This window comes from Streptomyces sp. CA-179760 (genome assembly GCF_050937045.1).
In the GTDB taxonomy this organism is placed as follows: Bacteria; Actinomycetota; Actinomycetes; order Streptomycetales; family Streptomycetaceae; genus Streptomyces.
Map to the genome: position 1 here is coordinate 4,521,579 of NZ_JBNJLZ010000001.1, position 24,821 is coordinate 4,546,399.

24 protein-coding genes and 1 pseudogene are annotated in these 24,821 nt (G+C 70.7%); 13 read left to right on the forward strand and 12 right to left on the reverse strand.

All coding sequences use genetic code 11. The features are described 5' to 3' along the window. Positions 1–347 precede the first annotated feature (347 nt). From ACQEV8_RS20320 to ACQEV8_RS20340, 5 genes are read right to left on the reverse strand one after another with little or no spacing between them, the layout of a single operon-like run. The gene (locus ACQEV8_RS20320; protein WP_432962214.1) at positions 348–995 is read right to left on the reverse strand and encodes an ABC transporter; all 648 of its coding nucleotides are present in this window, start codon (positions 993–995) and stop codon (positions 348–350) included. After that, the gene (locus ACQEV8_RS20325) at positions 983–2,497 is read right to left on the reverse strand and encodes an ABC transporter permease (RefSeq protein WP_432962216.1); all 1,515 of its coding nucleotides are present in this window, start codon (positions 2,495–2,497) and stop codon (positions 983–985) included. Before ACQEV8_RS20325 ends, ACQEV8_RS20320 begins: the two co-directional genes overlap by 13 nt. After that, complete coding sequence (locus ACQEV8_RS20330; RefSeq protein ID WP_432962218.1) at positions 2,494–3,354, reverse strand: ABC transporter ATP-binding protein; 861 nt, start codon at positions 3,352–3,354, stop codon at positions 2,494–2,496. Before ACQEV8_RS20330 ends, ACQEV8_RS20325 begins: the two co-directional genes overlap by 4 nt. After that, positions 3,351–4,187, reverse strand: coding sequence for a zf-HC2 domain-containing protein (locus ACQEV8_RS20335; RefSeq protein ID WP_432962220.1), 837 nt, complete (start codon positions 4,185–4,187; stop codon positions 3,351–3,353). The genes ACQEV8_RS20330 and ACQEV8_RS20335 overlap by 4 nt, the downstream gene beginning before the upstream one ends. Next, a complete protein-coding gene (locus ACQEV8_RS20340; RefSeq protein ID WP_432962222.1) occupies positions 4,184–4,735 on the reverse strand; it encodes an RNA polymerase sigma factor in 552 nt (183 codons plus the stop codon). Before ACQEV8_RS20340 ends, ACQEV8_RS20335 begins: the two co-directional genes overlap by 4 nt. Before the next feature lie 214 nt (positions 4,736–4,949). On the opposite strand from ACQEV8_RS20340, the gene ACQEV8_RS20345 reads away from it, so the two are divergent. The 7 genes from ACQEV8_RS20345 (at position 4,950) to pstB (ending at position 13,289) form a co-directional block, all read left to right on the forward strand. After that, complete coding sequence (locus tag ACQEV8_RS20345) at positions 4,950–7,316, forward strand: RNA degradosome polyphosphate kinase (protein WP_432962224.1); 2,367 nt, start codon at positions 4,950–4,952, stop codon at positions 7,314–7,316. Next, entirely contained in the window at positions 7,297–8,454 is a 1,158-nt protein-coding gene (locus tag ACQEV8_RS20350; protein ID WP_432962226.1) for a CHAD domain-containing protein, read from the forward strand. The genes ACQEV8_RS20345 and ACQEV8_RS20350 overlap by 20 nt, the downstream gene beginning before the upstream one ends. A gap of 28 nt (positions 8,455–8,482) precedes the next feature. After that, positions 8,483–8,899, forward strand: a complete 417-nt coding sequence (locus ACQEV8_RS20355; protein ID WP_432962228.1) for an NUDIX hydrolase — start codon at positions 8,483–8,485, stop codon at positions 8,897–8,899. Positions 8,900–9,125: 226 nt separating this feature from the next. After that, complete coding sequence (pstS, locus tag ACQEV8_RS20360) at positions 9,126–10,250, forward strand: phosphate ABC transporter substrate-binding protein PstS (RefSeq protein ID WP_432962230.1); 1,125 nt, start codon at positions 9,126–9,128, stop codon at positions 10,248–10,250. Positions 10,251–10,383: 133 nt separating this feature from the next. After that, the gene (gene pstC / locus ACQEV8_RS20365; protein WP_432962232.1) at positions 10,384–11,385 is read left to right on the forward strand and encodes a phosphate ABC transporter permease subunit PstC; all 1,002 of its coding nucleotides are present in this window, start codon (positions 10,384–10,386) and stop codon (positions 11,383–11,385) included. Next, positions 11,382–12,443 (forward strand): phosphate ABC transporter permease PstA, encoded by a 1,062-nt coding sequence (gene pstA, locus ACQEV8_RS20370; protein WP_432962234.1) that lies wholly within the window; start codon positions 11,382–11,384, stop codon positions 12,441–12,443. Before pstC ends, pstA begins: the two co-directional genes overlap by 4 nt. 69 nt (positions 12,444–12,512) lie before the next feature. Beyond that, positions 12,513–13,289: a phosphate ABC transporter ATP-binding protein PstB gene (gene pstB, locus ACQEV8_RS20375; RefSeq protein ID WP_215120530.1), complete on the forward strand. Its 777-nt coding sequence runs from the start codon at positions 12,513–12,515 to the stop codon at positions 13,287–13,289. 126 nt (positions 13,290–13,415) lie between these two features. Here the strand turns inward: pstB and ACQEV8_RS20380 are convergent, their stop codons facing one another. Both ACQEV8_RS20380 and ACQEV8_RS20385 read right to left on the reverse strand, forming a co-directional pair. Next, positions 13,416–14,414, reverse strand: coding sequence for an anion permease (locus tag ACQEV8_RS20380; RefSeq protein WP_432962236.1), 999 nt, complete (start codon positions 14,412–14,414; stop codon positions 13,416–13,418). Positions 14,415–14,421: 7 nt separating this feature from the next. Beyond that, entirely contained in the window at positions 14,422–15,042 is a 621-nt protein-coding gene (locus ACQEV8_RS20385; RefSeq protein WP_059418711.1) for a DUF47 domain-containing protein, read from the reverse strand. Between the two features lie 203 nt (positions 15,043–15,245). Here ACQEV8_RS20385 and ACQEV8_RS20390 point away from each other — a divergent pair, with 203 nt between their 5' ends. Continuing rightward, complete coding sequence (locus ACQEV8_RS20390) at positions 15,246–15,578, forward strand: metal-sensitive transcriptional regulator (RefSeq protein WP_376393397.1); 333 nt, start codon at positions 15,246–15,248, stop codon at positions 15,576–15,578. 5 nt (positions 15,579–15,583) lie between these two features. Here the strand turns inward: ACQEV8_RS20390 and ACQEV8_RS20395 are convergent, their stop codons facing one another. After that, positions 15,584–15,766 (reverse strand): hypothetical protein, encoded by a 183-nt coding sequence (locus tag ACQEV8_RS20395; protein WP_432962239.1) that lies wholly within the window; start codon positions 15,764–15,766, stop codon positions 15,584–15,586. 85 nt (positions 15,767–15,851) lie between these two features. Next, positions 15,852–16,703 carry a hypothetical protein gene (locus tag ACQEV8_RS20400; protein ID WP_432962241.1) on the reverse strand — a complete coding sequence of 284 codons (852 nt, stop codon included), beginning with the start codon at positions 16,701–16,703 and terminating at the stop codon, positions 15,852–15,854. A 140-nt stretch (positions 16,704–16,843) separates the two neighbouring features. Between ACQEV8_RS20400 and ACQEV8_RS20405 the strand changes: the two genes are divergently transcribed. Both ACQEV8_RS20405 and ACQEV8_RS20410 read left to right on the forward strand, forming a co-directional pair. After that, positions 16,844–16,993 carry a hypothetical protein gene (locus ACQEV8_RS20405; protein ID WP_432962243.1) on the forward strand — a complete coding sequence of 50 codons (150 nt, stop codon included), beginning with the start codon at positions 16,844–16,846 and terminating at the stop codon, positions 16,991–16,993. Positions 16,994–17,063: 70 nt separating this feature from the next. Next, a pseudogene (locus tag ACQEV8_RS20410) lies at positions 17,064–18,616 on the forward strand (FAD-binding oxidoreductase). A gap of 110 nt (positions 18,617–18,726) precedes the next feature. Here ACQEV8_RS20410 and ACQEV8_RS20415 read toward each other — a convergent pair. The 3 genes from ACQEV8_RS20415 to ACQEV8_RS20425 form a co-directional block, all read right to left on the reverse strand. After that, positions 18,727–19,431 carry a phosphatase PAP2 family protein gene (locus tag ACQEV8_RS20415; RefSeq protein ID WP_432962245.1) on the reverse strand — a complete coding sequence of 235 codons (705 nt, stop codon included), beginning with the start codon at positions 19,429–19,431 and terminating at the stop codon, positions 18,727–18,729. 221 nt (positions 19,432–19,652) lie between these two features. Further along, positions 19,653–20,660: an NlpC/P60 family protein gene (locus ACQEV8_RS20420; protein WP_432962247.1), complete on the reverse strand. Its 1,008-nt coding sequence runs from the start codon at positions 20,658–20,660 to the stop codon at positions 19,653–19,655. A gap of 187 nt (positions 20,661–20,847) precedes the next feature. Further along, positions 20,848–21,771, reverse strand: coding sequence for an oxidoreductase (locus tag ACQEV8_RS20425; protein ID WP_432962249.1), 924 nt, complete (start codon positions 21,769–21,771; stop codon positions 20,848–20,850). A 72-nt stretch (positions 21,772–21,843) separates the two neighbouring features. On the opposite strand from ACQEV8_RS20425, the gene ACQEV8_RS20430 reads away from it, so the two are divergent. The 3 genes from ACQEV8_RS20430 to ACQEV8_RS20440 all read left to right on the forward strand — a co-directional run bounded on the left by ACQEV8_RS20430 (position 21,844) and on the right by ACQEV8_RS20440 (position 24,750). Then, positions 21,844–22,446, forward strand: a complete 603-nt coding sequence (locus tag ACQEV8_RS20430; protein ID WP_432962251.1) for a TetR/AcrR family transcriptional regulator — start codon at positions 21,844–21,846, stop codon at positions 22,444–22,446. Positions 22,447–22,707: 261 nt separating this feature from the next. After that, positions 22,708–24,006, forward strand: a complete 1,299-nt coding sequence (locus ACQEV8_RS20435; RefSeq protein ID WP_432962253.1) for a S53 family peptidase — start codon at positions 22,708–22,710, stop codon at positions 24,004–24,006. A gap of 435 nt (positions 24,007–24,441) precedes the next feature. Continuing rightward, complete coding sequence (locus tag ACQEV8_RS20440; RefSeq protein ID WP_210876544.1) at positions 24,442–24,750, forward strand: hypothetical protein; 309 nt, start codon at positions 24,442–24,444, stop codon at positions 24,748–24,750. Positions 24,751–24,821: the final 71 nt, after the last annotated feature.

A 24,821-nucleotide genomic window follows, 5' to 3' on the forward strand; every position in this document is an offset into this window, starting at 1 on the left:
AGGTGCACAACCTGCGGTTGTCCTGACGGGCGTGTCCGTTGTTTGATCCTGTGCCGCAGCACCGGCTTTCATGCGGAGATGCCGAACTCCTTCGTCCATCTGCACAACCACACGGAGTACTCGATGCTCTCGGCGCGCAGAAGCTGAGGCCGATGTTCGCCGAGGTGGCACGGCAGGGCATGCCTAGCTGCAGGCAATCGCGCCGCTGAGCTGCGGGCATGCGTGCCGCGAGGGGCGGCACGGGGGGCGCAGCGGGACCCCGCTCCGCCGGGCTGCGAACGCCCCGCCTCCGGCACCAACGCCCAGGACCAGCCCCCCACAGAACCCGTCACCGCCCACAGAACCCGTCACCGCCCACGCACCACCGCCCACGACCACCGCCGCAACGGCTCCCCCACCCCCAGCAGCCCCACAAGCACCGCCCCGACCAGCACCACCACCCACCGATCGTGCGCCGCCACCCACCGCTCGTCCTGCACCGGCACGAACAGCGCCCACCGCCCGGGCCAGAACAGCAGAGCCAGCACCGCCGAGGTCAGCAGACCGCCCGCGACCCGCGGTCCGGGCCGGGCGAGATCGCTGCAGCGCACCGCGGCCACCGCACCGGCCACCGCCAGGGCGAAGGCCGCCCCGGCCTCCAGCGTGATGTCGGCGACCGGCGGCCGCAGCTCCCGCGGCACCAGCAGCAGCGCCACCGCCCACCAGGCCGCCGCGACCGGCACGACGAGTGCCACCCGCAGCGCGACACGGACCGGGCGCGGGGTCGGCACGGTCGCCGTGGTGTGCCGGGCCGGGTCGTCCAGAAGGAACACCAGCCCCACCGCGAAGGCCAGGATCGCCGCCCGCAGGAGAGGCAGCGCGAGCCACTCGCCCGCCTCGCCGGACGCCCGCGACATCGCGGCCATCAGCAGCCCCGTGCCGCCGGCCGCCCCGACCAGACCCCACGGCAGGGTCCGGCAGACGGCGACGACCAACTCCCCGCTCAGCCGGAGCACTTGTCCTCCTCCTCGGGTGCGGCCACACCCAGCAGTTCAGCGGCCCTGGCCGCCGTCACCTTCGGCGCGGTCAGTTCGGCCCAGTGGGACTTCACCCTCGCCGTGACCTCGCCCCGGGGTCGCGCCAGCAGCTCCCGCAGCACCTCCGTCTGGGCCGCGTTCATGGACAGCCCGTCCGTCGGCTGAAGCACGAGGGCCGAGCCGGTGTCGCTGTCGTCGAGGCGGACGCGGCGCAGCGCGGCCATCGGGTCGGACTCCCAGCCCAGGGCCAGCCACATCACGGTGACGATGCGGCCGTCGCACATCGAGGTCGAGGCCTTCTCGTTCCCCGCGACCAGCACCCCGGCGACGGCGGCCGAGAACTCGGGGACGCGGTTGCCGCCCCACGCGGTGCCCACCGTCACCTCGTGCGGACGCTCCAGCGGCGTCAGCGCACTGTCGCTGGTGAGGCCGTAGCGTGCCTCGATCTGCTGCCGTACGACGATCTTCTGGTCCTGCGCGCCGCCTCCGGCCAGGGACCGCACCCGGTCCACGACCCCGGCCCAGTCCCCGACCCGCGGCCCCCACTCGGGGAACACGCAGTACGTGGCCCCGTCCCGCCGAACGCAGGACTGCACCTCGGGGTCGGCCGAGGCCCGCTCCCGGGCCCGGACCAGCTCGGGCGAATCGCCGCCCGCCTGGGCCACCCCGCCCACCAGCGTCATGGCCAGCGCCCCGGCGACACCGGCCAGCACCGCCGGCTTGCGGCCACCGGCGGCCAGCACCGCCACCAGACCCACGCACAGCGCCAGCCCGGCCAGGTACAGGGCGTGCCAGGCGGCGGGCCGGCCCAGCAGGTCGGACGGCAGGGTGTTGGGGGTCGCATCGACGACCACCGGCAGCAGCCACCGGCTCCCGCCGTAGCTCATGCCCGAGAAGAAGAGGAACAGGAACAGGAGGAACACGACCAGCAGCGGCGCCGCGAGCGCGGACCGCACCAGCCCTGCCATGAGCAGCCCGATCATCCCGAACAGCAGCACGGTCAGCGGCCCCACGAGCAGTTCGCTCACCGACCCGTGCCCGATCGCGCCGGGCCGGAGCGCCTCCCGGCCGAACTGAGCGGCCACGCACAGGGCCGTGAGCAGGGCCGCGGCGACGACCGACAGCGCGTGGGCGACCGTACGCCGCCACGGCTGCAGGAGCAGCACCGCGAAGTGATGTTCCGTCCCGTGCCTCCGCGAGCGCAGCACGGCACGATTGACGCACAGCAGCACCGCGAGCCCGACGAGCATCGGCGCGCTCTGGGTGGCGCGGTCGACGTCCTGGAGGGCCGGGAAGCCGTCCCCGTCCCTGCCGGAGCGCCACACGGTCCAGCCGATGAACACGAGGAAGGCGACGATCAACGGAAGCCTCGTCAGCAGCCGACGCGTCTCGAACACGGTCAGGGCGGCCACGGCGGCCCACGGCCCGCCCGGCTCGGCCCGCTCGTCGGACGCGACGGGCTTCTCCAGCACCGCGGTCATGCCGCCACCTCCACGGCGTCACCGTCGAGGGTGAGCAGATAGCCGTCCTCCAGGGTGGGTTCGAGAAGCTCGGCCCCGTCCGGCGGATCCCCCACGTTCCGGAAGGTCCCGGTTCCCGTGCGCCATCCCGCCTTCGCGCCCGGGTCCCGCTCCGTGCTGCTCCACACCCGTCCCGCGGCCCGCGCGGTCAGCTCGGCCGGAGTGCCTTCGAACCGCACCCGGCCACCGGCCATGACCAGCACACGGTGGCAGAGCATCGCCACGTCCTCCGTCTGGTGGGTGGACAGCAGCACCGTGCGCCCCTCCCCGGCCCCCGCGATCAACTCCCGGAACCGCATGCGCTGTTCGGGATCGAGCCCGACGGTGGGCTCGTCGAGCACCAGGAACCCCGGATCGCCGACCAGGGCGGCACCGAGAGCCACCCGCTGCCGCATGCCGCCGGACAGTTTCCGGATCCGTTTCCCGCGTACGTCGGCCAGTCCCACCTCTTCCAGCACCCGCCGCACCTCCCGGTGCCGGGCGGTCCGGCCGGTCATCTCCTTCAGGATCGCCACGTAGTCGACGAACTCGAAGGCCGTGAAATCCGGGTGGAACCCCGGTGTCTGCGGCAGATAGCCCAGCCGGCGCCGCACCTCCTGGCGGCCCCGCGCGGTGCCCGGGTCATGTCCGAGCACGGTGAAGGCGCCCCGGTCGGCGGGCAGGGCCGTGGCGAGCACCCGCAGCAGCGTGGTCTTGCCGGCGCCGTTGGGCCCGAGCAGCCCGGTGACGCCTGCGGACAGCCGCAGCGACACGTCGTCGAGGGCGCGGGTGCCTCCGTAGCGGAGGCTGAGCCCGGAGGCGGACACGGTCGGGGTCATACGGCACGTCCCTGGAAGAGGTCGAATCGGTCACGAAGCACAAAGAGCAGCCCGGCGGCGAGCGCGGCGACCGCCGCCGCCACGCCCTGCCCGGCCGCGGTGAACGGCGCGAGCGGCACCTCGGACCCCGCTCGCAGGCCATCGGCCAGCAACAGCAGCCCGACCCACGCCCCGCCGGCCAGCGACGGCGCCAGCACCGGCCCCAGCCGGGGCGTCAGCGCGAGCCCGGTCGCGGTGAGCGCCAGCGCGGGCAGCAGCCAGGCCAGGGCACGCAGCCCATACGCGGGCAGCGCGAGGGTCGCCAGCCCGTTCAGGCCCAGCACCACGCCCAGCACGGCCACGGTCCGGATCATCAGCAGCCGGAACCCGTGCATCGGCGCGACGACGGCCATCTCGTACGTCGGATCCAGCGCGGGCCCGTACGCCAACGCCACCCCGGCCAGCGGCAGCAGCGGCGTGAGCGCGAGGAACAGCGTGAGGGACTCCCCGCCCCGCACCAGATGCCCCGCCCCCACGCTCAGCAGCAGCACGGCGACGACGGCGCCCAGCCAGGACCGCCGCAGCACCGGCGCCGCGGCCAGCAGCCGCGCGGTGTGCCCGGCCACCCCGACCCGCACGAGCAGCGACTCCAGCACCCCCACCCGGGGCGCGTCGAGCTCGGCGTCGAGCCGCTCCCACCCCGCGTCGAGGGCGACCGGGTCACCGACCTCGCCCAGGACCGCCCGGCACCGGGCGCAGGCCCCCAGGTGCGCATCGGCGGACCACAGGGCGGGCGCCGCCAACTCCCCCCGCGCATAGGCGCGCAAGTCCTCTTCCGGCACATGCCAACTCATGCCAACGCCTCCCGCAACTGCTTGCGGGCCCGCATCGCCCGCGTCTTGACCGTCCCCGGCGGAATCCCGAGCAGTACGGCCGCCTCCCGGGTGGTGAGCCCGTCGATGACCGTCGCCTGCAGCACCGCCCGCAATTCCGGCGACAGCCGGACGAGGGCACCGGCGAGGTCCCCGTGCTCCACCCCCGCGAGCACGCGTTCCTCCGCCGACGCCTCGTCCCGGTGCCGCAGCCGCGCCAGGGCCTGGCGCAACCGCCCCCGTGCCCCGTCACCGCGCAGCGCGTCCACCAGCCGCCGCGACCCGATGCGCCACAGCCACCCGGCCGCGTCCGCGGAGCACTCGTCCTCCCGATAGCGGGCCTTGCCCCGCCACACCGCGAGGAACGTCTCCTGGACGACGTCGTCGACGACCCCCGCATCGGCGCACCGCCCCCGCAACCGGGCCCGGAGCCACGGCGCGTACCGCCGGTACAGCTCCTCGAAGGCACGCCGGTCGGCGTCCACGGCGATGGCCCGCAGCAGCTCCCCGTCGCTTCTCGTTTCGCTCACGTCTCCTCATCGGACGACCCGGTGCGAGCGGTTCACGAAACCACGCACGACTTTCCGACCCCCCTGGGCGGGCGGCGGAAACCGGTCCGTCAGGATGCCCAGGACCGTCCACAGCCTGTGGGCGGACTCCAAAACCCCCGCGAGCCGCCCCCCGCTATCCCGCACGTCATGTCTCCGTAACCATCGATTCAGACGAGCTTGCGACAGTCGGTCAATGAATCCCGCCGTGCCAGAGCCTTCGCCACCCCGTCAGGGGCCTGCGGGGAACGGGAACACTCATGTGACGTCCCCGATCCCGCCCGCGCTGTCCGACGCGCCCGTGATGCTCGCGGCGCGGAAGAATGGGTCCATGAGCCAGCCGAACACCCAGGCACAGGTCCAGCACGCGCAGCCCTCCGTGGGCTCCATCGCGGCCCACCGCCCGCACACCATCGCGGCGGCCGTCTCCGACCTCGAACCCGACATCGATGCCGACCTCGACGCGTACGAGGAGTCGCCGTACGACGGGCCCCAGCTGCCGCAGGGCCGGTTCCTCGACCGGGAACGCAGCTGGCTCGCGTTCAACGAGCGCGTTCTCGAACTCGCCGAGGACCCGAACACCCCCCTGCTGGAGCGGGCCAACTTCCTCGCGATCTTCGCCAGCAACCTGGACGAGTTCTTCATGGTCCGGGTGGCCGGACTGAAGCGCCGCATCGCCACCGGCGTGGCCACCCTCTCCGCCTCCGGCCTCCAGCCCCGCGAGGTGCTGGAGATGATCTGGGCCCGCTCGCGCGAGCTCATGGCCCGGCACGCCGCCTGCTACCACGAGGACGTCGCCCCCGCCCTCGCGGAGGAGGGCGTCCACCTGGTCCGCTGGAACGAGCTGCAGGAGAAGGAGCAGGCCCGCCTGTTCACCCTGTTCCGGCACCAGATCTTCCCCGTGCTGACCCCGCTGGCGGTCGACCCCGCGCACCCCTTCCCGTACATCTCCGGCCTGTCCCTGAACCTGGCCGTCGTCGTACGGAACCCGGTCACGGGCCACAAGCACTTCGCGCGCGTGAAGGTGCCGCCGCTGCTGTCCCGCTTCCTGGAGAGCTCCCCGGGCCGCTACGTCCCCATCGAGGACGTCATCGCCGCCCACCTGGAGGAGCTGTTCCCGGGCATGGAGGTCCTGGAGCACCACGCCTTCCGCCTGACCAGGAACGAGGACCTGGAGGTCGAGGAGGACGACGCGGAGAACCTGCTCCAGGCCCTGGAGAAGGAGCTCATGCGGCGCCGCTTCGGGCCGCCGGTGCGCCTGGAGGTCGAGGAGTCCATCGACCGCGAGGTCCTGGACCTGCTGGTGCGCGAGCTGAAGATCAGCGAGGCCGAGGTGTACCCGCTGCCGGGTCCGCTGGACCTCACGGGCCTGTTCCGGATCGCCTCCCTGGAGCGGCCTGAGCTGAAGTACCGCAAGTTCGTCGCCGGCACCCACCGCGATCTCGCCGAGGTCGAGTCGGCGTCCGCGCCGGACATCTTCGCCGCGCTGCGGGAGCGGGACGTCCTGCTGCACCACCCGTACGACTCGTTCTCCACCTCCGTCCAGGCCTTCCTGGAGCAGGCGGCCGGCGACCCGGACGTCCTCGCGATCAAGCAGACCCTGTACCGGACCTCGGGCGACTCCCCCATAGTCGACGCCCTCATCGAGGCCGCCGAGTCCGGCAAGCAGGTCCTGGTCCTGGTCGAGATCAAGGCCCGCTTCGACGAGCACGCCAACATCAAGTGGGCGCGCAAGCTGGAGGAGTCCGGCTGCCACGTGGTCTACGGCCTGGTCGGCCTGAAGACCCACTGCAAGCTGTCGCTGGTGGTCCGCCAGGAGGGCGACACGCTCCGCCGCTACAGCCACGTCGGCACCGGCAACTACCACCCGAAGACGGCCCGCCTCTACGAGGACCTCGGCCTGCTCACGGCCGACCCGCAGGTCGGCGCGGACCTCTCGGACCTCTTCAACCGTCTCTCCGGCTACTCCCGCCGGGAGACCTACCGCCGTCTCCTGGTCGCCCCCAAGTCGCTGCGCGACGGCCTGGTCGCGCGGATCACCAAGGAGATACAGCACCACCGCGCGGGACGGCCCGCGCACGTCCGCATCAAGGTCAACTCGATGGTCGACGAGGCCGTCATCGACGCCTGCTACCGCGCCGCCCAGGCGGGCGTGCCGGTGGACGTGTGGGTGCGCGGCATCTGCGCGCTGCGCCCGGGCGTCGCGGGCCTGTCGGAGAACATCCGGGTCCGCTCGATCCTCGGCCGCTTCCTGGAGCACTCCCGGGTGTTCGGCTTCGGCAACGGCGGCGAGCCCGAGGTGTGGATCGGCAGCGCCGACATGATGCACCGCAACCTCGACCGCCGGATAGAGGCCCTGGTCAGGGTCACCGACCCGGCCCACCGGGCGGCCCTGAACCGGCTGCTGGAGACCGGTATGTCCGACGGCACCGCCTCCTGGCACCTCGGCCCGGACGGCGACTGGACCCGGCATGCGACCGACGCGGACGGCCAGCCCCTGCGCAACGTCCAGGAGATGCTCATAGACGCGCGGAGGCGCCGGCGTGGCACAGCGACACCTTGACCCGACGACCCCCCTGGCAGGCCCCGCCCCCACCGGGGACGCCCTCGCGGGCTACTTGCGGGCCCAGGCCATGGAGTTTCTCCGGGCGCTGCGCCTGCACCGCGAGACGGGGTCGGGCGCGGGCGCCTCGGAGGGATCCGCCGACGCGGCGCGCGCCCTGCGCCGCTCGGCCCGCCGTATCAGCGCCAGCCTGCACACGTTCCAGTCCCTCCTCGACACGGACTGGTCCGAGGGCATGCGCCCGGAACTGGCCTGGGTCTCGGGGACCCTGGCCATGGAACACGCGTACACCTCCCGTCTGGAGCGCCTGCTGAGCGCGCTGCACCGCCTGTCGGGCTCCACGGCGTTCCCGGCCCAGCAGGCAGGCGCGGCGCCACCCGCCAAGGCCGGTGCCCCTGGTCGCGCGACCTCGGCGCCGGAACACCCGACGGCATCCGCCAAGACCGGTGCACCGGCCCACCCGACCTCGGCACCGGAACGCGGCAATCTCACCGTGGGCGCGGCGAAAGCGGGCGCCCTTCTCGACCGCCAGCTCAACCTCGCCCGCACCCGGGCCCACTCCACGGCGCTGCAGGCCCTGGGAAGCAGCCGCTTCCACGCCGTCGCCGACAAGGTCGCCGTCCTGGCCAGCGAGGTCCCCCTCACCAAGGCCGCCGGCACCACCGACCTGCGCCCCCTCGCCACGACGGCCGAGGGGCGCCTCACGGACGCCGTGGCCGCCCTCCCTCTCGTCACCGCGGGAAACCCGTACAACGCCTCGGCCCTCGTGCACGGCCTGTCCCCGGACACGGTCCCGCACCCGCAGGACGCTCCCTGGCACCAGGTCCGCCTGCTCCTGCGCCTGCACCGCTACGCCCGCGAGGCCCTGCGCGCCGAACCGGGCGGCGCCCCCGCCGACGAGTCCGACGGCACCCCCGTCGTCGACCTGCGCCTGCTCTCCGCCGGGCAGGCCCTGAACCGCCACCGCGACGCCTCGGAGGCGGCGGCAGCGGCGGCCCAGGCGGCCCGTACCCCGCGCATCGCCCCCGCGACGGCGTACGCCCTCGGCGTGCTCCACGCCGACCAGCGCCATGAGGTCGAGGCGGCGCGTTTCGCGTTCCAGCAGTGCTGGCAGAAGGAGACCGTCGGCACGTCATGACCGGCCACGCCACCGAGGAGGCGGTCAGGTGAGCTCCCCCGAAGACACCACTGTTCAGGCGGCCGGCTGCGTCCTGTGGCGCCGCTCCCCCGTCACGGGCGAGCTCGAGGTCTGCCTCGTCCACCGGCCGAAATACGACGACTGGTCCTGGCCCAAGGGCAAACTCAAGCGCGACGAGGAGGCACTCGCCGGTGCCCTGCGCGAAGTGGCGGAGGAGACGGGCTGCCAGGCCGTGCCGGGCTCCGAGCTGCCCACCCAGCACTACCTCGCGAACGGCCGCCCCAAGCAGGTCCGCTACTGGGCGGCCGAGGCGACCACCTGCGATTTCTCCCCGACGGACGAGGTGGACCGGGTCCTGTGGCTGACACCCGCCGCCGCCCGCGCCCGGCTCACACAGCCCCACGACCGCCCCCTGGTCGACGCGCTGCTCGCGTTACCCGCTTAGAAAGCGGAACCCGTACATGCGCTCCCCGTAAGCATTCCGTGACCTAACCACACCTTCGGCAGGGGTTCACCCCGCGTTCATTCGTGGCCATTGGCCGCTTCACCTGATCTGCCTAATTTCAGCCTTACCCGACGCGAACCGCGCCTGCCGCGTGTCAGCGTCGCGCGTCACCCGGACTCTCCGCACGCCGCCGAATTCAGGACGGCGGCTCCTGGAAGGAACTCAAGTGAAGCTTCAGCGCATGAACCGGCGGGCCCTCGCTCTCGGTGCTCTCGCCGTCTCCGGCGCCCTGGCCCTCACGGCGTGCGGCTCCGACGACACCGGCACCAGCAGCGGCGGCTCGTCCGCGGCCGCCAAGCCCGGCAGCATCAAGTGCGACGACGCCAAGGGCCAGCTGCTGGCCGACGGCTCGTCCGCGCAGAAGAACGCGATCGACGCCTGGGTCAAGCAGTTCACCGCTGCCTGCCAGGGCACGCAGATCAACTACAAGGGCGGCGGCTCCGGCGCCGGTGTCACCGCGTTCACCCAGGGCCAGGTCGCCTTCGCCGGTTCCGACTCCGCGCTGAAGCCCGACGAGGTCACGGCCTCCAAGAAGGTCTGCACCGGCGGCCAGGGCATCAACCTGCCGATGGTCGGCGGTCCGATCGCGGTCGGTTACAACGTCAACGGCGTCGACAACCTCGTCCTGGACGCGGCGACGCTTGCGAAGATCTTCAACAACGAGATCACCAACTGGAACGACCCGCAGATCCAGAAGCTGAACCCCGACGCGAAGCTCCCGGACCTCAAGATCCAGGCGTTCCACCGCTCGGACGACTCCGGCACCACGGACAACTTCACCAAGTACCTGATCGACACCGCCAAGAAGGACTGGCCCTACGACGGCGGCAAGACCTGGCAGGCCAAGGGCGGCCAGTCCGCCTCCGGCTCCTCCGGCGTCGCCCAGCAGGTGAAGCAGACCAACGGCGCCATCGGCTACTTCGAGCTGTCGTACGCCAAGGACGGCCTGAAGACCGTCGACCTCGACACGGGCGCCGCCCAGCCGGTCAAGGCCACCGTCGAGAACGCCACCAAGGCCATCTCCGAGGCCAAGGTCGTCGGCACGGGCAAGGACCTCGCGCTGCAGCTGAACTACGGCACCAAGGCCGAGGGCGCCTACCCGATGGTCCTCGTCACCTACGAGATCGTCTGCGACAAGGGCAACAAAGCCGAGACGCTGCCCGCCACCAAGGCGTTCCTGCGCTACATCGCCTCCGAGGAAGGCCAGAAGATCCTCGCCGAGGCCGACTACGCGCCGATCCCCGCCGACATCATCTCCCAGGTCCGCACCACCGTCGATGGCCTGAGCTGATCCGAGTGCGGCCCGGCCCCCTCCCCGGGACCGGGCCGCACCGTCCGGTGCACCGCCGCCAGTGGCCGTACCTCCGGTACGGCTCCGCAGAGCCACCGCACACCGCGTACGGCTCCGCAGACCGGAGAACCTGATGGACACATCCACGCAGATAACCGACGCACCTCCCCCCGCTCCGCAGCCAGCCACCGACAAGCGCGCGGCGCGCGGGGCCACCCGGCCCGGAGACCGCATCTTCCTCGGTCTCTCCCGCGGCTCGGGCATCCTGCTGCTGGTGATCATGGCCGCGATCGCGGTCTTCCTCACCTACCGCGCCTCCCTCGCGATCAGCAAGGATCAGGGCAACTTCCTCACCACGTTCGAGTGGAACACCAACCTCGTCCCGCCGAACTTCGGCATCGCCGTCCTGGCCTTCGGCACGGTGGTCTCCTCGATCGTCGCCATGGTCATCGCGGTCCCGATCGCCGTCGCCATCGCGCTGTTCCTCACGCACTACGCCCCGCGCAAGCTCCGCGGCCCCATCGCCTACGTGATCGACCTGCTCGCCGCCGTGCCGTCCATCGTCTACGGCCTCTGGGGCGCGCTGGTCCTCGTGCCGAACATGACCGGCCTCTTCAGCTGGCTGAACGACTACCTCGGCTGGACCGGCATCTTCTCGTGGGAGGGCGGCGCCCCCCGCTCCATGCTGACGGTCGGCATCCTGCTCGCGATCATGATCCTGCCGATCATCACCAACGTGAGCCGCGAGGTCTTCCGCCAGGTCCCGCAGATGCACGAGGAGGCGGCCCTGGCGCTCGGCGCCACCCGCTGGGAAGTGATCCGCATGGCGGTCCTGCCCTTCGGCCGCTCCGGCGTCATCTCCGCCTCGATGCTCGGCCTCGGCCGCGCCCTCGGCGAGACCATGGCCGTCGCCACCGTGCTCTCCCCGACCTTCCTCATCGAGACCAGCCTGCTCGACCCGGGCGGCGGCACGTTCGCGCAGAACATCGCCAGCAAGTTCGGTGAGGCCACCGAGTTCGGCCGGGACGCGCTGATCGCCTCCGGTCTGGTCCTGTTCGTCATCACCCTGCTGGTCAACGGCGCGGCCCGCGCGATCATCGCCCGCCGCAAGGAGTACTCGGGGGCCAACGCATGAGCACCGCAACCATCGCCCCCAAGGGCCCCAGCACCCTGCGCGGCGCCCGCCTGCCCAAGTGGGCCCCGTACGGCATCGCCGCCGGCTCCGTCGCCGTCGCGATCGGCATCGGCCTCGCCGGCGGCCTGCACAGCCGGGTCCAGTGGGGCCTGATCGCCGCGCTCCTCTACCTCTTCGGCACGTACGGCATCGCCACGGCCGTCGAGGGCAAGCGCCAGGCCAAGGACCGCATCGCGACCTCCTTCGTCTGGGTCGCCTTCCTGCTCGCCGTGATACCGCTGGCCTCGCTGATCTGGTCGACGGTCGTGCGCGGCGTCAAGGTCCTCGACATCTACTTCCTGACGCACTCCATGGGCGTCGTCGCCGACACCGAGCCCGGCGGTGGTATCTACCACGCCATCCTCGGCACCCTGGAGCAGGTCGGCCTCGCCACGGTGATCGCCGCGCCGATCGGCGTGCTCACCGCGGTCTACCTCGTGGAGTACGGCCGCGGGAACCTCTCGAAGGCCATCACGTTCTTCGTCGACGTCATGACCGGCATCCCGTCGATCGTCGCGGGTCTGTTCATCCTCAGCCTCATGCTGATGTTCGACATGCAGCCCTTCGGCTTCGCCGGCTCGCTGGCCCTGGCCATCCTGATGATGCCGGTCGTCGTCCGCTCCACGGAGGAGATGCTCAAGCTCGTCCCGAACGAGCTGCGCGAGGCCTCCCTGGCGCTGGGCATCCCCAAGTGGCGCACCATCCTGAAGGTGGTCCTGCCGACCTCCATCGGCGGCATCACCACGGGCATCATGCTGTCGATCGCCCGCATCACCGGCGAGACCGCCCCGGTCCTGCTGCTGGTGTGGGGCAACGCGTTCATCAACGCCAACCCCTTCGAGGGTGCGCAGGCGTCGCTGCCGCTGTACATCTATCAGCAGTACGCGAACAGCGCGGGCTCCGGCGCGGCCTACGACCGTGCCTGGGCAGCGTCGCTCACCCTCATCGCCTTCGTGATGCTCCTGAACCTGGTGGCCCGCGGGATCGCCCGCTGGAAGGCCCCGAAGACCGGTCGCTAAAGCATCAATTTGCGGCTACCGCCGCTCGGGGCCACACAGCGAACCCAGACTTTTGGAAGTGAAGAAGCAATGGCCAAGCGAATCGACGTAAGCGGACTCACCGCCTACTACGGCTCCCACAAGGCGATCGAGGACATCTCGATGACCGTCGAGCCGCGCTCGGTGACGGCGTTCATCGGCCCGTCCGGCTGCGGCAAGTCGACGTTTCTGCGCACCCTGAACCGTATGCACGAGGTGACGTCCGGCGGCCGCGTCGAGGGCAAGGTGCTGCTGGACGACGAGGACCTCTACGGCTCGGGCATCGACCCGGTGTCCGTGCGCCGTGAGGTCGGCATGGTGTTCCAGCGGCCGAACCCGTTCCCCACGATGTCGATCTTCGACAACGTGGCGGCGGGGCTGCGGCTGAACGGCAGCTATAAGAAGAGCGAGCTCTCCGACATCGTCGAGCGGTCGCTCAAGGGCGCGAACCTCTGGAACGAGGTCAAGGACCGCCTGAACAAGCCCGGCTCGGGCCTCTCCGGCGGCCAGCAGCAGCGTCTGTGCATCGCGCGGGCGATAGCGGTCGAGCCGAACGTACTGCTCATGGACGAGCCCTGCTCGGCGCTCGACCCGATCTCCACCCTCGCCATCGAGGACCTGATCGGCGAGCTGAAGGAGCGCTTCACGATCGTCATCGTGACGCACAACATGCAGCAGGCGGCGCGCGTCTCCGACCGCACGGCGTTCTTCAACCTCGCGGCGGTCGGCCAGCCCGGCAAGCTCATCGAGATCGACGAGACGGAGCGCATCTTCTCCAACCCGTCGGTCCAGGCCACGGAGGACTACATCTCCGGCCGCTTCGGCTGATCCGGCCCCGCCGAGACTCCTCGCGGTGCTGCATGGCGGTGCCACCGCGAGGCCGAAAAAGGGCCCGCCCCTACTCCCAGGGGCGGGCCTTTTCGCGTACGCACTCACGCGTACGCACTCAGCTGTCTACAAGAACGCCAGACTCACGATCCCGTACGACGCCGCGGCGACCAGCGCGGCCGCCGGCATCGTGATGAACCACCCCAGGATGATGTTCTTGGCGACACCCCACCGCACGGCGTTCACGCGCTTCGTCGCACCCACGCCCATGATCGCGGACGTGATCACATGCGTCGTGGAGATCGGCGCCTTGAACAGGAACGCCGTGGTGAACATGATCGACGCGCCCGTGGTCTCCGCCGCGAAGCCCTGCGGCGGGTCGAGCTCGATGATCTTCCGCCCCAGCGTCCGCATGATCCGCCAGCCACCGGCGTACGTGCCCAGCGACAGCATCACCGCACAGGCGATCTTCACCCACACCGGGATCGGATCGCCGTAGTCCTCGACATCGGCGATGACGAGCGCCATCACCACGATGCCCATCGTCTTCTGCGCGTCCTGCAGACCGTGTCCCAGCGCCATACCCGCCGCCGAGACGGTCTGGGCTATGCGGAAACCCCTCTTGGCCTTGTGCGGGTTGGCCTTGCGGAAGATCCACATGATGGCGGTCATCACCAGGTAGCCGGCCAGCAGACCGACCACGGGAGAGATGAACATCGGGATGACGACCTTCTCCAGCACCCCGCTCCAGTAGACCGTCGTCCCGCCGGCCAGCGCCGCTCCCACCATGCCGCCGAACAGCGCGTGCGAGGAGGACGAGGGCAGCCCGAAGTACCAGGTGATGAGGTTCCAGACGATGGCGCCCACCAGCGCGGCGAAGAGGATCCCCATCCCCTTCGACCCCACGGGCGTCTGGATCAGCCCTTCGCTGACGGTCTTGGCGACCCCGGAGCCCATGAAGGCGCCGGCGAGGTTCATCACCGCGGCCATGGCCAGCGCGGCCCGCGGCGTCAGCGCCCGCGTGGACACGGACGTGGCGATCGCGTTCGCCGAGTCGTGGAAGCCGTTGGTGTACGTGAAGAAGAGCGCGACCCCGATGGTCACGACCAGAGCGAAGGTGTCCATGTAGGGCTCAGGACTCCTTGACGGCGATGGTCTCCACCGTGTTCGCCACGTGCTCGAACGCGTCCGCCGCCTCTTCCAGCACGTCCACGATCTGCTTCAGCTTGAGGACCTCCATGGCGTCGTACTTGCCGTTGAAGAGGTGCGCGAGCAGCTTGCGGTGGATCTGGTCGGCCTGGTTCTCCAGCCGGTTGACCTCGATCCAGTACTCGGTGAGGTTCTCCATCGTCCGCAGATGCGGCATGGCTTCGGCCGTCAGTTCGGCAGCGCGCGCCAGTACCTCGATCTGCTGGTCGACGCCCTTGGGCAGTTCCTCGACGTTGTAGAGGACGACCAGGTCGACGGCCTCCTCCATGAAGTCCATGATGTCGTCGAGGGACGAGGCGAGGGAGTAGATGTCCTCGCGGTCGAACGGCGTGATGAACGAGGAGTTCAGCTGGTGGAAGATCGCGTGCGTGGCATCGTCACCTGCGTGTTCCGCTGCCCGCATACGCTCTGCGATCTCGGCCCGGGCGGAGGCGTCCGCCCCGAGCAGTTCCATCAGGAGCTTCGAGCCCGTGACGATGTTGTCCGCGGATGCGGCGAACATGTCGTAGAAGCTCGTCTCCCTGGGGGTCAGACGAAAGCGCACGTGGGGTCCTCGGGGTGCTTCGGTTTCGGTCTGGCTGATGCTAGGCGCAACATCCGGCCACGGCTATCGGGCCGCCCCCAGTGTCGCCCATCGGGCACAGTGGTGAGCACGGGGGCGGTCCGAGGGGCCGTATACCCAGCAAAGTTCGGTACCATATACCCACTAGGGGTATATGTCGGCTCGCTGCTCACCAGGAGGACCCGATGACGGACGTGACCGACGCCACCGATGTCGGAAATGTCACTGACGCCGGTGTTCACGGGTACCACAAGCAGAAGGACGAACACCTCAAGCGCCTGCGCCGCATCGAGGGCCAGATCCGCGGCCTGCAGCGCATGGTCGACGAGGACGTCTACTGCATCGACATACTCACGCAGGTCTCCGCCTCCACCAAGGCCCTGCAGTCCTTCGCCCTGCAGCTGTTGGAGGAGCACCTGCGCCACTGCGTCGCGGACGCCGCCCTCAAGGGCGGTGACGAGATCGACGCGAAGGTCAAGGAGGCGACCCAGGCGATCGCCCGCATGATGCGGACCTGACCCGCTTACCTCCTGGAAGCCGAGGCGTCCCGCTCCTCGGCCACCTTCAGCACCTCGTCGATGCTCTGCAGACTGAGCCGCTCCTCGTGCGCGGTCGAGGCCGCGATGATCAGCTCCCCGCACAACTCGATCTCGGCGAGGGCCACGTGGTCCTGAACTGCCGTACCGCCGACCGGAGCCACGCGCATCACCTCGTCTCTGCCGTTACCGACTTCCTAGAGTAGGGAGCGGCCTACACACCGCGCATGGCACGGACGGGCTAGTTCACGCCGGTCACCTCTCGGCGATCTTGCCCGCGTAGATGTCTTCGCCGTCCGGCAACCGTACGCGCACCGAAGCCCCGAAATCGTAGAGCAGCGTGGTCGAGGCGACGGCGACGGGGCTCTTCTGCCGCCCGTTCACGAAGCTGAACCGGTGCCTGACCTTGCGGATGCGGCCCTCGTCGTCGAGGTAGGCGTCGAACGGCACCTCGGCCGTGGCGAACCCTTTCGCCGCCGCGGCCAGGGCCCCCTTGTTGCCGCCGGAGGCCCGCTTGGCGGCAGCACCGAGATCGGCCGTCCCCCGGTAGTGCCGCACCACGGTGCCCGCGATCTCGGTCCTGCCCACGTATGTCGCCGTCCGGGTCCCGCGCAGCACCTCGGCCGCCGCGAACGGATCGGTGGCCCCGCCGGTGACGAGGTTCCCGTCGGACAGGGTCCGCGTGTCCACCCGCACCCACTTGTCCGGCGGCACACCGGCACCCCGGTTCTTCATGAACAACGCCCCGGGCGCGAGCAGTTCGGTGATGGGCCGGTGCTCCATGGCCCCCGCGGGATCCTGCGGCAGCAGCACCTTCAGCCGCCCCATCCGCTTCCGGTAGTCGTAGACCCCGGCGCCCCGGATGGTCACCCGGGTCCCGCCGGCCGCCATCTCCATCGACGTACGGGCCTTCGAACTCCCCGCGTCCACCAGCCGGTCGGCGGCCCGGTGCAGCACGACGACCGCGTCCCCGCCGCGGGAGTCACCGGCGGCCGCGTCACCGCCCGAACACCCGGCGGCCCCCAGCCCCGCCCCGGCCACGATCCCGGCCGCGACGACCGCCGCACCCGTCCGCCTGTGCCACTGTTCCCGCTGCCGCCCAGTCATCGCCTGCCTACCCCCCAGCCGGTACGTCCGTCACGGGCCCCCTCGTTGTTCCGGCTAACGACGGGTATGTGCCCCCCGTCACGCGAGCCCGCGGCAGCCGCCATGCGAACCCTTTACCTGGGATGGGTACGGTGGTCGACGTGGCGCAGCAGGACGGGCCGGAACACCTCACGACGACAACGGAGAAGGGCCGCTTCTGCATGGCCCACTGCACCTGCGGCTGGCGCGGCCCCGCCCGAAGAGCGAGAAGCCAGGCGCGCACGGACGCGGAGAAGCACGCGGCGGGCTGACAAGGCCGAACACCATGGAACCCCCACCTCCACGGCCCCGTCTCCCACGACGGAACCACCGGGAGGCCCCATGGAACGGCGTACATTCCTCGCAGCCGGCACGGCAGGCATCGCCGCAGCCGCGACACCCTTCACCACCGCGTGCACGAAGTCGGACACCGGCGCCGGGGCCAGAGCCACCGCCAGGACCGCGGCCACCACCAAGTCGAAGGTCACCGCCGCCAACTGGTCCGCCCTCGCCCGCGACCTCGACGGCCCCTCGTCCGCCCGGGCGACTCCGCCTGGACCACGGCCCGGCAGCTCTACAACACCCGCTTCGACACCCTCAAGCCCGCCGCGGTCGCCTACGTGGACCACCCGGACGACATCCGCACGGCCCTGGCCTACGCCCGCGCCCACTCCTTGCGCGTGGCGATCCGCAACGGCGGCCACTCCTACGCCGGCTGGTCCTCCGGCGACGGCCGCCTGATCATCGACGTCTCGAAACTCAACCGCGTCCGGGCCTCCGGCACCACCGCGGTGGTCGGTGCCGGCGCCAAACTCATCGACGTCTACCGCGCCCTCACCGCGAAGGGCGTCACGATCCCCGCCGGCTCCTGCCCCACCGTCGGCGTCTCCGGCCTCACCCTCGGCGGCGGACACGGCGTGGTCTCCCGCGCCTACGGCCTGACCTGCGACAGCCTCACCCAGGCCACGCTGATCACGGCGGACGGCAAGCAGCTCACCGCCAACGCCCGCGAGAACAAGGACCTCTTCTGGGCCCTGCGCGGCGCCGGCAACGGCAACTTCGGCGTCGTCACGGAACTGCACTTCAAGACCCACCCGGCACCGCAGGGCGTCTCGGCGTATCTGTCCTGGCCCTCGTCGAAGGCCGCCGCCGTGGTGAAGGCCTGGCAGGAATGGGGTCCGTCACAGCCGGACGAGATCTGGTCGTCCCTCCATCTGGCGAGCGCCGCCGGCGGCAGGCCGACGGTCTCCGTCGCGGCGTTCTCCCTCGGCACCTACGGCGAGCTCAAGAACGCCGTCGACCGTCTCGCCGACCGCGTCGGCGCCCCGGCGAGCAGCGTCTCCCTGAAGCGGCGCTCCTACGAGGAGTCGATGGAGGTGTACGCCGGCTGCTCCTCGTTCCCGACGGACGCCCAGTGCCATCTGCCCGGCTCGACCCCGGGCCGTTCCCCGAAGGGCGCGCTGGGCCGCGAGACGTACGCCGCGGCGTCGGACTTCTTCGACCGCTCCCTCTCCGCGGCCGGCATCCGCACGCTGCTGTCCCAGATCAGCTCGGTACGCGGCGGCACGGGCAGCATCGCCCTCACCGCCCTCGGCGGAGCGGTCAACCGCGTCTCCCCCACCTCCACGGCCTTCGTCCACCGCCGCTCCCGCATGCTGGCCCAGTACATCGCCGCCTGGCGCCCGGGCACGACGGGCACCACGGCCCGCGACTGGCTGGCCTCGGCCCACAAGTCCATGCGCCCCCACGCCTCGGGCGCGGCCTACCAGAACTACACGGACCCGACCCTGACGGACTGGCGCAAGGCGTATTACGGAGAAGCGGCCACACGCCTGACAAAGCTCAAGAACGAGTACGACCCGAACCGCTTCTTCACGTATCCACAAGCACTCTGACTTGACTGCGGGCATGCGCGCCGCTTGGGGCGGCACGGGTGGGCGCAGCGGCACTCCGCTCCGCTCCGCCGGGCCGCGCACCCACCCGCCCTGAGCAGCGACGCCGGGTACTAGGCGGCAAGGTCCCGCTCAGACGCCTGCTCCCGCCGCGCCCCGGGAATCACCGCACCCTCCCCGTCACCGGCCCCAATCCCACGAGCCCGCACGAGCCACCCCACCCGAGGCGACCGCTCCACCGCCCGCACCACCGGCGTCAGCAACGCCATGGCCACCGGCGACAACAGCAGCGCCACAGCCGTACCCAGCGCGAACCCTCCCACGACATCCGTCGGATAGTGCACACCCATGTAGACACGGATGAACCCGCCGAACACCGCCAGCACCAACGCGACGAGCCCGAACTTCCGGTTCGCGACGAACAGTCCGACCGCCATGGCCATGACGATCGTCGCGTGGTCGCTCACGAACGAGTAGTCGGTCTTGCCCGAGACGAGCACCTCGAGCCCCTGATGGTCGAGGAACGGCCGCGGCCGCTCCACGAACCCCCGTATCGGGACGTTCACCAGCACGGCGATCCCCGCCGCCAGCGGCGCCCAGACCAGCGCCGCGACGGAGGACGCCGCGTCCTCGTCCCCCCGGCGCCGCACGGTCCACCAGCACCAGACCACGAGCAGGACGATGGCGAGCAGCAGCCCGTACTCGCCCACGTACTCCATGACGCGGTCGAACCACCCCGGCGCATCCTTGGCCAGGCCATTGATGTCGTACAGCAGGTCGACGTCAGGGTTCGACCCGGATTCGGCGAGTCCAGCCATGGCGCTGCGGCCCCTTCGTCGTCTCTCCCGGCGCACCTGTGCGTACGCCGCTCCTGCCACCCCCGTGGTTGTAGATCCGCTTCCGCACTGACGTCCGCTCGGCTACGTCAACAGGAACGCATGGTCCCCGTTGATACGTTCCACACTCCACCGAATGATCACGCAGACGTTATCGAAGAGAGATACGTCTTCGCAGCTCAGGGGGTGGGTTCACGCTCGGCTCACACCGTCGTGGGCAGTGCTTTCGCGCCATCTTCGGTGACTCGGGTGGCTCCGAAGTAATCGGGGGTGTCGATCGGGTCGAACCGGATCACAGCACCTGTACGCGGCGCGTCGATCATGTACCCGCCTCCGACATAAATACCGACATGCCGGATGGCCCGTGAATTGGTGGGGTCGTCCGAGAAGAACACGAGGTCACCGGGGAGCAGTTCGTCCCGGCTCGGGTGCGGCCCGGCGTTGTACTGGTCGTTGGCGACGCGCGGGAGCTTGATGCCCACGGTCTCGTAGGCGGCCTGGGTCAGTCCCGAGCAGTCGAAGCGTCCGCCCTGCTCAGCGGTACCGGTGCCGCCCCACAAATAGGGCGTGCCGAGCTTCTTCTGCGCGTACTCGATCGCGCCGGCGGCCTGCTCGGAGGGGTCGACCCGCCCGACGGGCGCCGCGAAGCTCTCCGAGAGCGTCGTGATCCGCTTCACATAGTTCCGGGTCTCGGTGTACGGCGGCACGCCCCCGTACTTGATCACCGCGTACGCCCCCGCGTTGTAAGCGGCCAGCATGTTTTCGGTCTGATTCCCGCCAACCTTCTTCACGTACGACGCGAGTTCGCAGTCGTACGACGCGGCTGAGGGAATCGCGTCCTTGGGGTCCCACACATCCCGGTCCCCGTCCTTGTCCCCGTCGATGCCGTGCGAGGCCCAGGTGCCGGGGATGAACTGCGCTATCCCCTGCGCGGCGGCATGGCTCTGGGCCCTCGGATTGAACCCGCTCTCCTGGTAGAGCTGGGCGGCGAGCAGGGCCGGGCTGATGGCGGGGCAGAGATTGCCCCACTTCTGCACGAGGCCCGAGTACGCGGCGGGCACCGCCCCCTTGGCCAGCGCCTTCGCCCCACCGCCCACGCCGCCCGCCAGGTTCCCGGCGACGATGTAGACCCCGACGACGAGCAGCATCACGAAGGCCAGGGCGGAGCTGATCGCAACACCCGCCACGATCCATGCCTTACGCACCGTCAACCGCCCCTCACCGCACGCGAGTCCGTCGCCTGGTCAGTGTAGAGGTGGCCGCCTTGCTCAGGAATGATCACGAAGAGGAGAGTCGGGGGCGGAAGGAAGAACCGGCCGCGGCACGGGCGGCACGGCGGAAGCACGCCCGGGGGAACCGGCGCACGGGGGCGTCACAGGAGCGGATCGCTCACCCCTCCTACGCCGGTTCGCCCACCGTCAGCGGGAACAGCGTGCCCGTCAGCTCCTCCGACACCCGCCACAGCCGACGGGCCGTCAGCGGATCGCTGGCCGCGCGGGTGCGACCCACCAGGGTCGGGGCGCCACGCATCTCGCCCAGGCCGTCGGGACCCACGTAGCTCGCACCGGGCAGGTCCTGGGTGGCGGCGTAGAGGGTGGGGAGGGCGCCTGCCCGGTCGTCCTGCGCGAGGAACCTGTTGCCGAGGCGCATGAAGGCGCGCGCCGCCGGGTTGGCCGCATGACTCTGGAGGTTGGTGGCCGAGTAGCCGGGGTGGGCGGCCAGGGCGCGGACGGGGGAGCCCGACTCCGCCAGCCGACGCTGGAGTTCCAGGGTGAACAGGAGGTTCGCCAGCTTGGACTGGGCGTAGGCGCGCTGCGGCGTGTAGTTCGCCGTCAGGTCCAGGTCGTCGAAGCCGATCCGCGCGCCGCCCCAGCGGTGGGCGCCCGAGGAGACCGTGACGACGCGGTCGGTGATGTGCGGGAGCAGCAGGTTCGTCAGGGCGAAGTGACCGAGATGGTTCGTGCCGAACTGCATCTCGAAGCCGTCCTTGGTGTGCTGCCTGGGGAGCATCATCACGCCGGCGTTGTTGATCAGTATGTGCAGCGGCTGCCGCCAGGCCTCGGCGAACTCCCGCACGGAGGAGAGATCCGCCAGATCCAGGCGCCGCACCTCGGTGCTGCCGTGCACGGTGGCCGCCGCGGCCCGCCCCCGCTGCGGGTCCCGTACGGCCAGGACGACGTGCGCCCCCGCCCGGGCCAGCGCGTCGGTCGCGGTGAGGCCGATGCCGCTGTTGGCGCCGGTGACGACGACGGTCCGGCCCGTGAGGTCGGGCAGGCGGCGCGCGTTCCCGGTCTCGTTGCTCTTCGTCTTCTGCTCAGCCATACCCTCGAATGTAGACGTCGACAACAATGCTGTCAACGACAACAATGATGGCGGTATCAACATCGGGATACGATGGTGCGCATGCCCGAGAGTCGCCCCTACCACCACGGAGACCTGCGCTCCGCCCTGCTCGCCGGTGCCGAGCGCACCCTGCGGGAGAAGGGGGCCGGCGCGCTCTCGCTGCGCGAACTGGCCCGCGAGGCCGGCGTCAGCCATGCCGCGCCCGGCCGCCACTTCAAGGACAAGCAGGCCCTGCTCAACGCCCTGGCGCTCGCGGGCTACGACCGGCTGGGCCAGGCCCTGGCCGACGCCGACGACGCCGCCCTCCCGCTGGAGCGGCGGCTCACCGCCCTCGCCCGGGCCTATCTCGCCTTCGCGATCGACAACGCCGAGCTGCTGGAGCTCATGTACGCCCGCAAGCACGAGCCGGACGCCTGGGAGCAGATGGCCGCGGCCGTCGACCGGACGGTGGGCTCCCTGGAGCGGGTCATCGCCGACGCCCAGGAGCGCGGCGAGATCATCACGGGCGACCCGCAGCACCTCACCCTGCTGACCGGCGCCACCCTCCAGGGCATCGCCTCCTTCGCGGCGGGCGGCATGCTCGCCCCCGAGGCTGCCCTGGACGGCATCGAGGAGCTCGTCCACCTCCTCCTGCACGGCCTCAAGCCCCGCTGATTTTCCTCCTCCTGCACGGCCTCGAGCCCCGCTGACCCCGGGCCCCTTGGTCAAGTCGCGCCCATCCCCCGGCCATCGAGCCGCCATCGAGCGGTAAGCCCGGCCTCCCCTTCAGCAACGCGGAAGTCAGGATTCCGAAAGCCGTCTTGTTGTCACGTACTCAACAAGCGATCGTCGTCGCGGGCCGCCGCCCCGCCGGGAACCACACCGGCGGATCCCCCACCCGCAGGCCTCTGTCCACCACTGCCAGGAGGCTGTACCTTGCGCACGACATCGCCCAACACCCCCTCCACCCGCCGCAGATGGCGCGGCATCGGCTCCGCTGTCACCGCCACCGCCGCACTCCTGCTCACCGCCCTCGCCACCACCGCGACCACCGCCCACGCGGACACGGCCCCGGCCGGCTCCTCCAAGGTCACCTGGACCCGCTCCTGCGCCCTCCCCCAGCACAAGGGCGAGATGGCCTGCAACGCCCTGCGCGTCACGGGCGGCCGCACCGCCTTCCAGCAGGAGCACGGCATCACCCCCAAGGCCGAGGACACCACCGCCCCCTCCGGCTACGGCCCCTCCGACCTCCAGGACGCCTACGGCCTGACCTCCGCCGCCGCGAGCAACGGCTCCGGCCGGACCATCGCCGTCGTCGACGCCTACGACGACCCGAACGCCGAGTCCGACCTCGCCACCTACCGCTCGCACTACGGCCTGTCCGCCTGCACCGCCGCCAACGGCTGCTTCAAGAAGGTGAGCCAGACCGGCTCCACCACCTCCCTCCCCACCGCCGACAGCGGCTGGGCCGGCGAGATCTCCCTCGACCTCGACATGGCGAGCGCGATCTGCCCGAACTGCCACATCACCCTCGTCGAGGCCAAGTCCGCCTCCATGGCCAACCTGGGCACCGCCGTCAACGAGGCCGTCGGCCTGGGCGCCAAGTACGTCTCCAACAGCTACGGCGGCGGCGAGTCCTCCTCCGACGCGACGTACGACTCCTCGTACTTCAACCACCCGGGCGTCGCCATCACCGTCAGCGCGGGCGACGCGGGCTACGGCGCCGAGTACCCGGCGGCCTCCAAGTACGTGACGGCCGTCGGCGGCACCAAGCTCACCACCTCCTCCACCACCCGCGGCTGGACCGAGAGCGTCTGGAAGACCAGCAGCACCGAGGGCACCGGCTCCGGCTGCTCCGCCTACGACGCCAAGCCCGCCTGGCAGACCGACACCGGCTGCGCCAAGCGCACGATCGCCGACGTCTCGGCCGTCGCCGACCCGGCGACCGGCGTCTCCGTCTACGACACCTACGGCGCCGACGGCCAGGGCTGGGCCACCTACGGCGGCACCAGCGCCTCCGCCCCGATCATCGCGAGCGTCTACGCCCTGGCCGGCACCCCCTCCAGCGGCTCCTACCCGGCGAAGTTCCCCTACGCGAACACCTCCGCCCTGAACGACGTCACCAGCGGCTCCAACGGCAGCTGCACCACCAGCTACTTCTGCACCGCCCGGACGGGCTACGACGGCCCGACCGGCTGGGGCACTCCCGAGGGACTCGGCGCCTTCACCGGCTGACCCCTCCGATCCCGTGACAGAACGTCACCGAGGAACGGGCCGCGGCATCCCAGCCGCGGCCCGTTCGCCGCGTTCGGTAGCCTTCACCCGGAGAACACGGGCGCGACCACTCACCCGACCGACCGTCAAAAACGGTCCGTAAAGGTGACACGGGGCGTAAAAAGGCACAACGACGGAACCTCACGACAGGTTTCACTCAGGCCTCATTGCCCGTCGTGACCTGCCGTGATACACAGAGTGACCATACGATCCTTCGCGCACCGTCCGTCGCCTCCCCTAGGGGTCGGCGCGGGTCGGTGGCAAGGTATTCGTACGAAACCCGCCAATCAATGACGCCAAGTCGACATCCGACAGCGTCATAGTCGGCGAGAATGAGGCCTGACCTCTGCACGACCGCAGAGGGTGCGGAACTACCCAACAGGGGCGGTGACTTACATGCTCTTTGCGGCCGATAAGGGAGACATCAACACGATCATCGGCGGGATCGCTCCGGACTGGGGCCCCTTCGGCAGCCTGGGCAACGAGGCCAAGGTGATGATCGAGGTCGTGATGGCGGTCGCCATCCTGCTCTGCCTCGGCATCGCCATCTGGGGCGCGGCGAAGCAACGCATCGGTGCGACGGCCCTCCGGGACACCTTCAGCGCCGAGCAGGGCAAGGGCCTCATCGTCGCCGGCCTCACCGGAGTCTTCATCATCGGCTCCCTCGGCACGCTGTTCACCATCGTGTACGGCATGGCCGTGTAGCCCGGGCACCGTCCGCCCAGCCGGGCACGCCCGGCTCCCTCTCCATCCCACCCGCCCGTCGTGCCCACCGG

Bases quoted from the DNA above. Each gene is read 5' to 3' on its own strand.
- ACQEV8_RS20325 (WP_432962216.1), bottom strand. From the start codon at position 2,497: ATGACCGCGGTGCTGGAGAAGCCCGTCGCGTCCGACGAGCGGGCCGAG.
- ACQEV8_RS20330 (WP_432962218.1), bottom strand. From the start codon at position 3,354: ATGACCCCGACCGTGTCCGCCTCCGGGCTCAGCCTCCGCTACGGAGGC.
- ACQEV8_RS20335 (WP_432962220.1), bottom strand. From the start codon at position 4,187: ATGAGTTGGCATGTGCCGGAAGAGGACTTGCGCGCCTATGCGCGGGGG.
- ACQEV8_RS20345 (WP_432962224.1), top strand. From the start codon at position 4,950: ATGAATCCCGCCGTGCCAGAGCCTTCGCCACCCCGTCAGGGGCCTGCG.
- pstC (WP_432962232.1), top strand. From the start codon at position 10,384: ATGGACACATCCACGCAGATAACCGACGCACCTCCCCCCGCTCCGCAG.
- pstA (WP_432962234.1), top strand. From the start codon at position 11,382: ATGAGCACCGCAACCATCGCCCCCAAGGGCCCCAGCACCCTGCGCGGC.
- pstB (WP_215120530.1), top strand. From the start codon at position 12,513: ATGGCCAAGCGAATCGACGTAAGCGGACTCACCGCCTACTACGGCTCC.
- ACQEV8_RS20380 (WP_432962236.1), bottom strand. From the start codon at position 14,414: ATGGACACCTTCGCTCTGGTCGTGACCATCGGGGTCGCGCTCTTCTTC.
- ACQEV8_RS20390 (WP_376393397.1), top strand. From the start codon at position 15,246: ATGACGGACGTGACCGACGCCACCGATGTCGGAAATGTCACTGACGCC.
- ACQEV8_RS20395 (WP_432962239.1), bottom strand. From the start codon at position 15,766: ATGCGCGTGGCTCCGGTCGGCGGTACGGCAGTTCAGGACCACGTGGCC.
- ACQEV8_RS20400 (WP_432962241.1), bottom strand. From the start codon at position 16,703: ATGACTGGGCGGCAGCGGGAACAGTGGCACAGGCGGACGGGTGCGGCG.
- ACQEV8_RS20415 (WP_432962245.1), bottom strand. From the start codon at position 19,431: ATGGCTGGACTCGCCGAATCCGGGTCGAACCCTGACGTCGACCTGCTG.
- ACQEV8_RS20425 (WP_432962249.1), bottom strand. From the start codon at position 21,771: ATGGCTGAGCAGAAGACGAAGAGCAACGAGACCGGGAACGCGCGCCGC.
- ACQEV8_RS20430 (WP_432962251.1), top strand. From the start codon at position 21,844: ATGGTGCGCATGCCCGAGAGTCGCCCCTACCACCACGGAGACCTGCGC.
- ACQEV8_RS20440 (WP_210876544.1), top strand. From the start codon at position 24,442: ATGCTCTTTGCGGCCGATAAGGGAGACATCAACACGATCATCGGCGGG.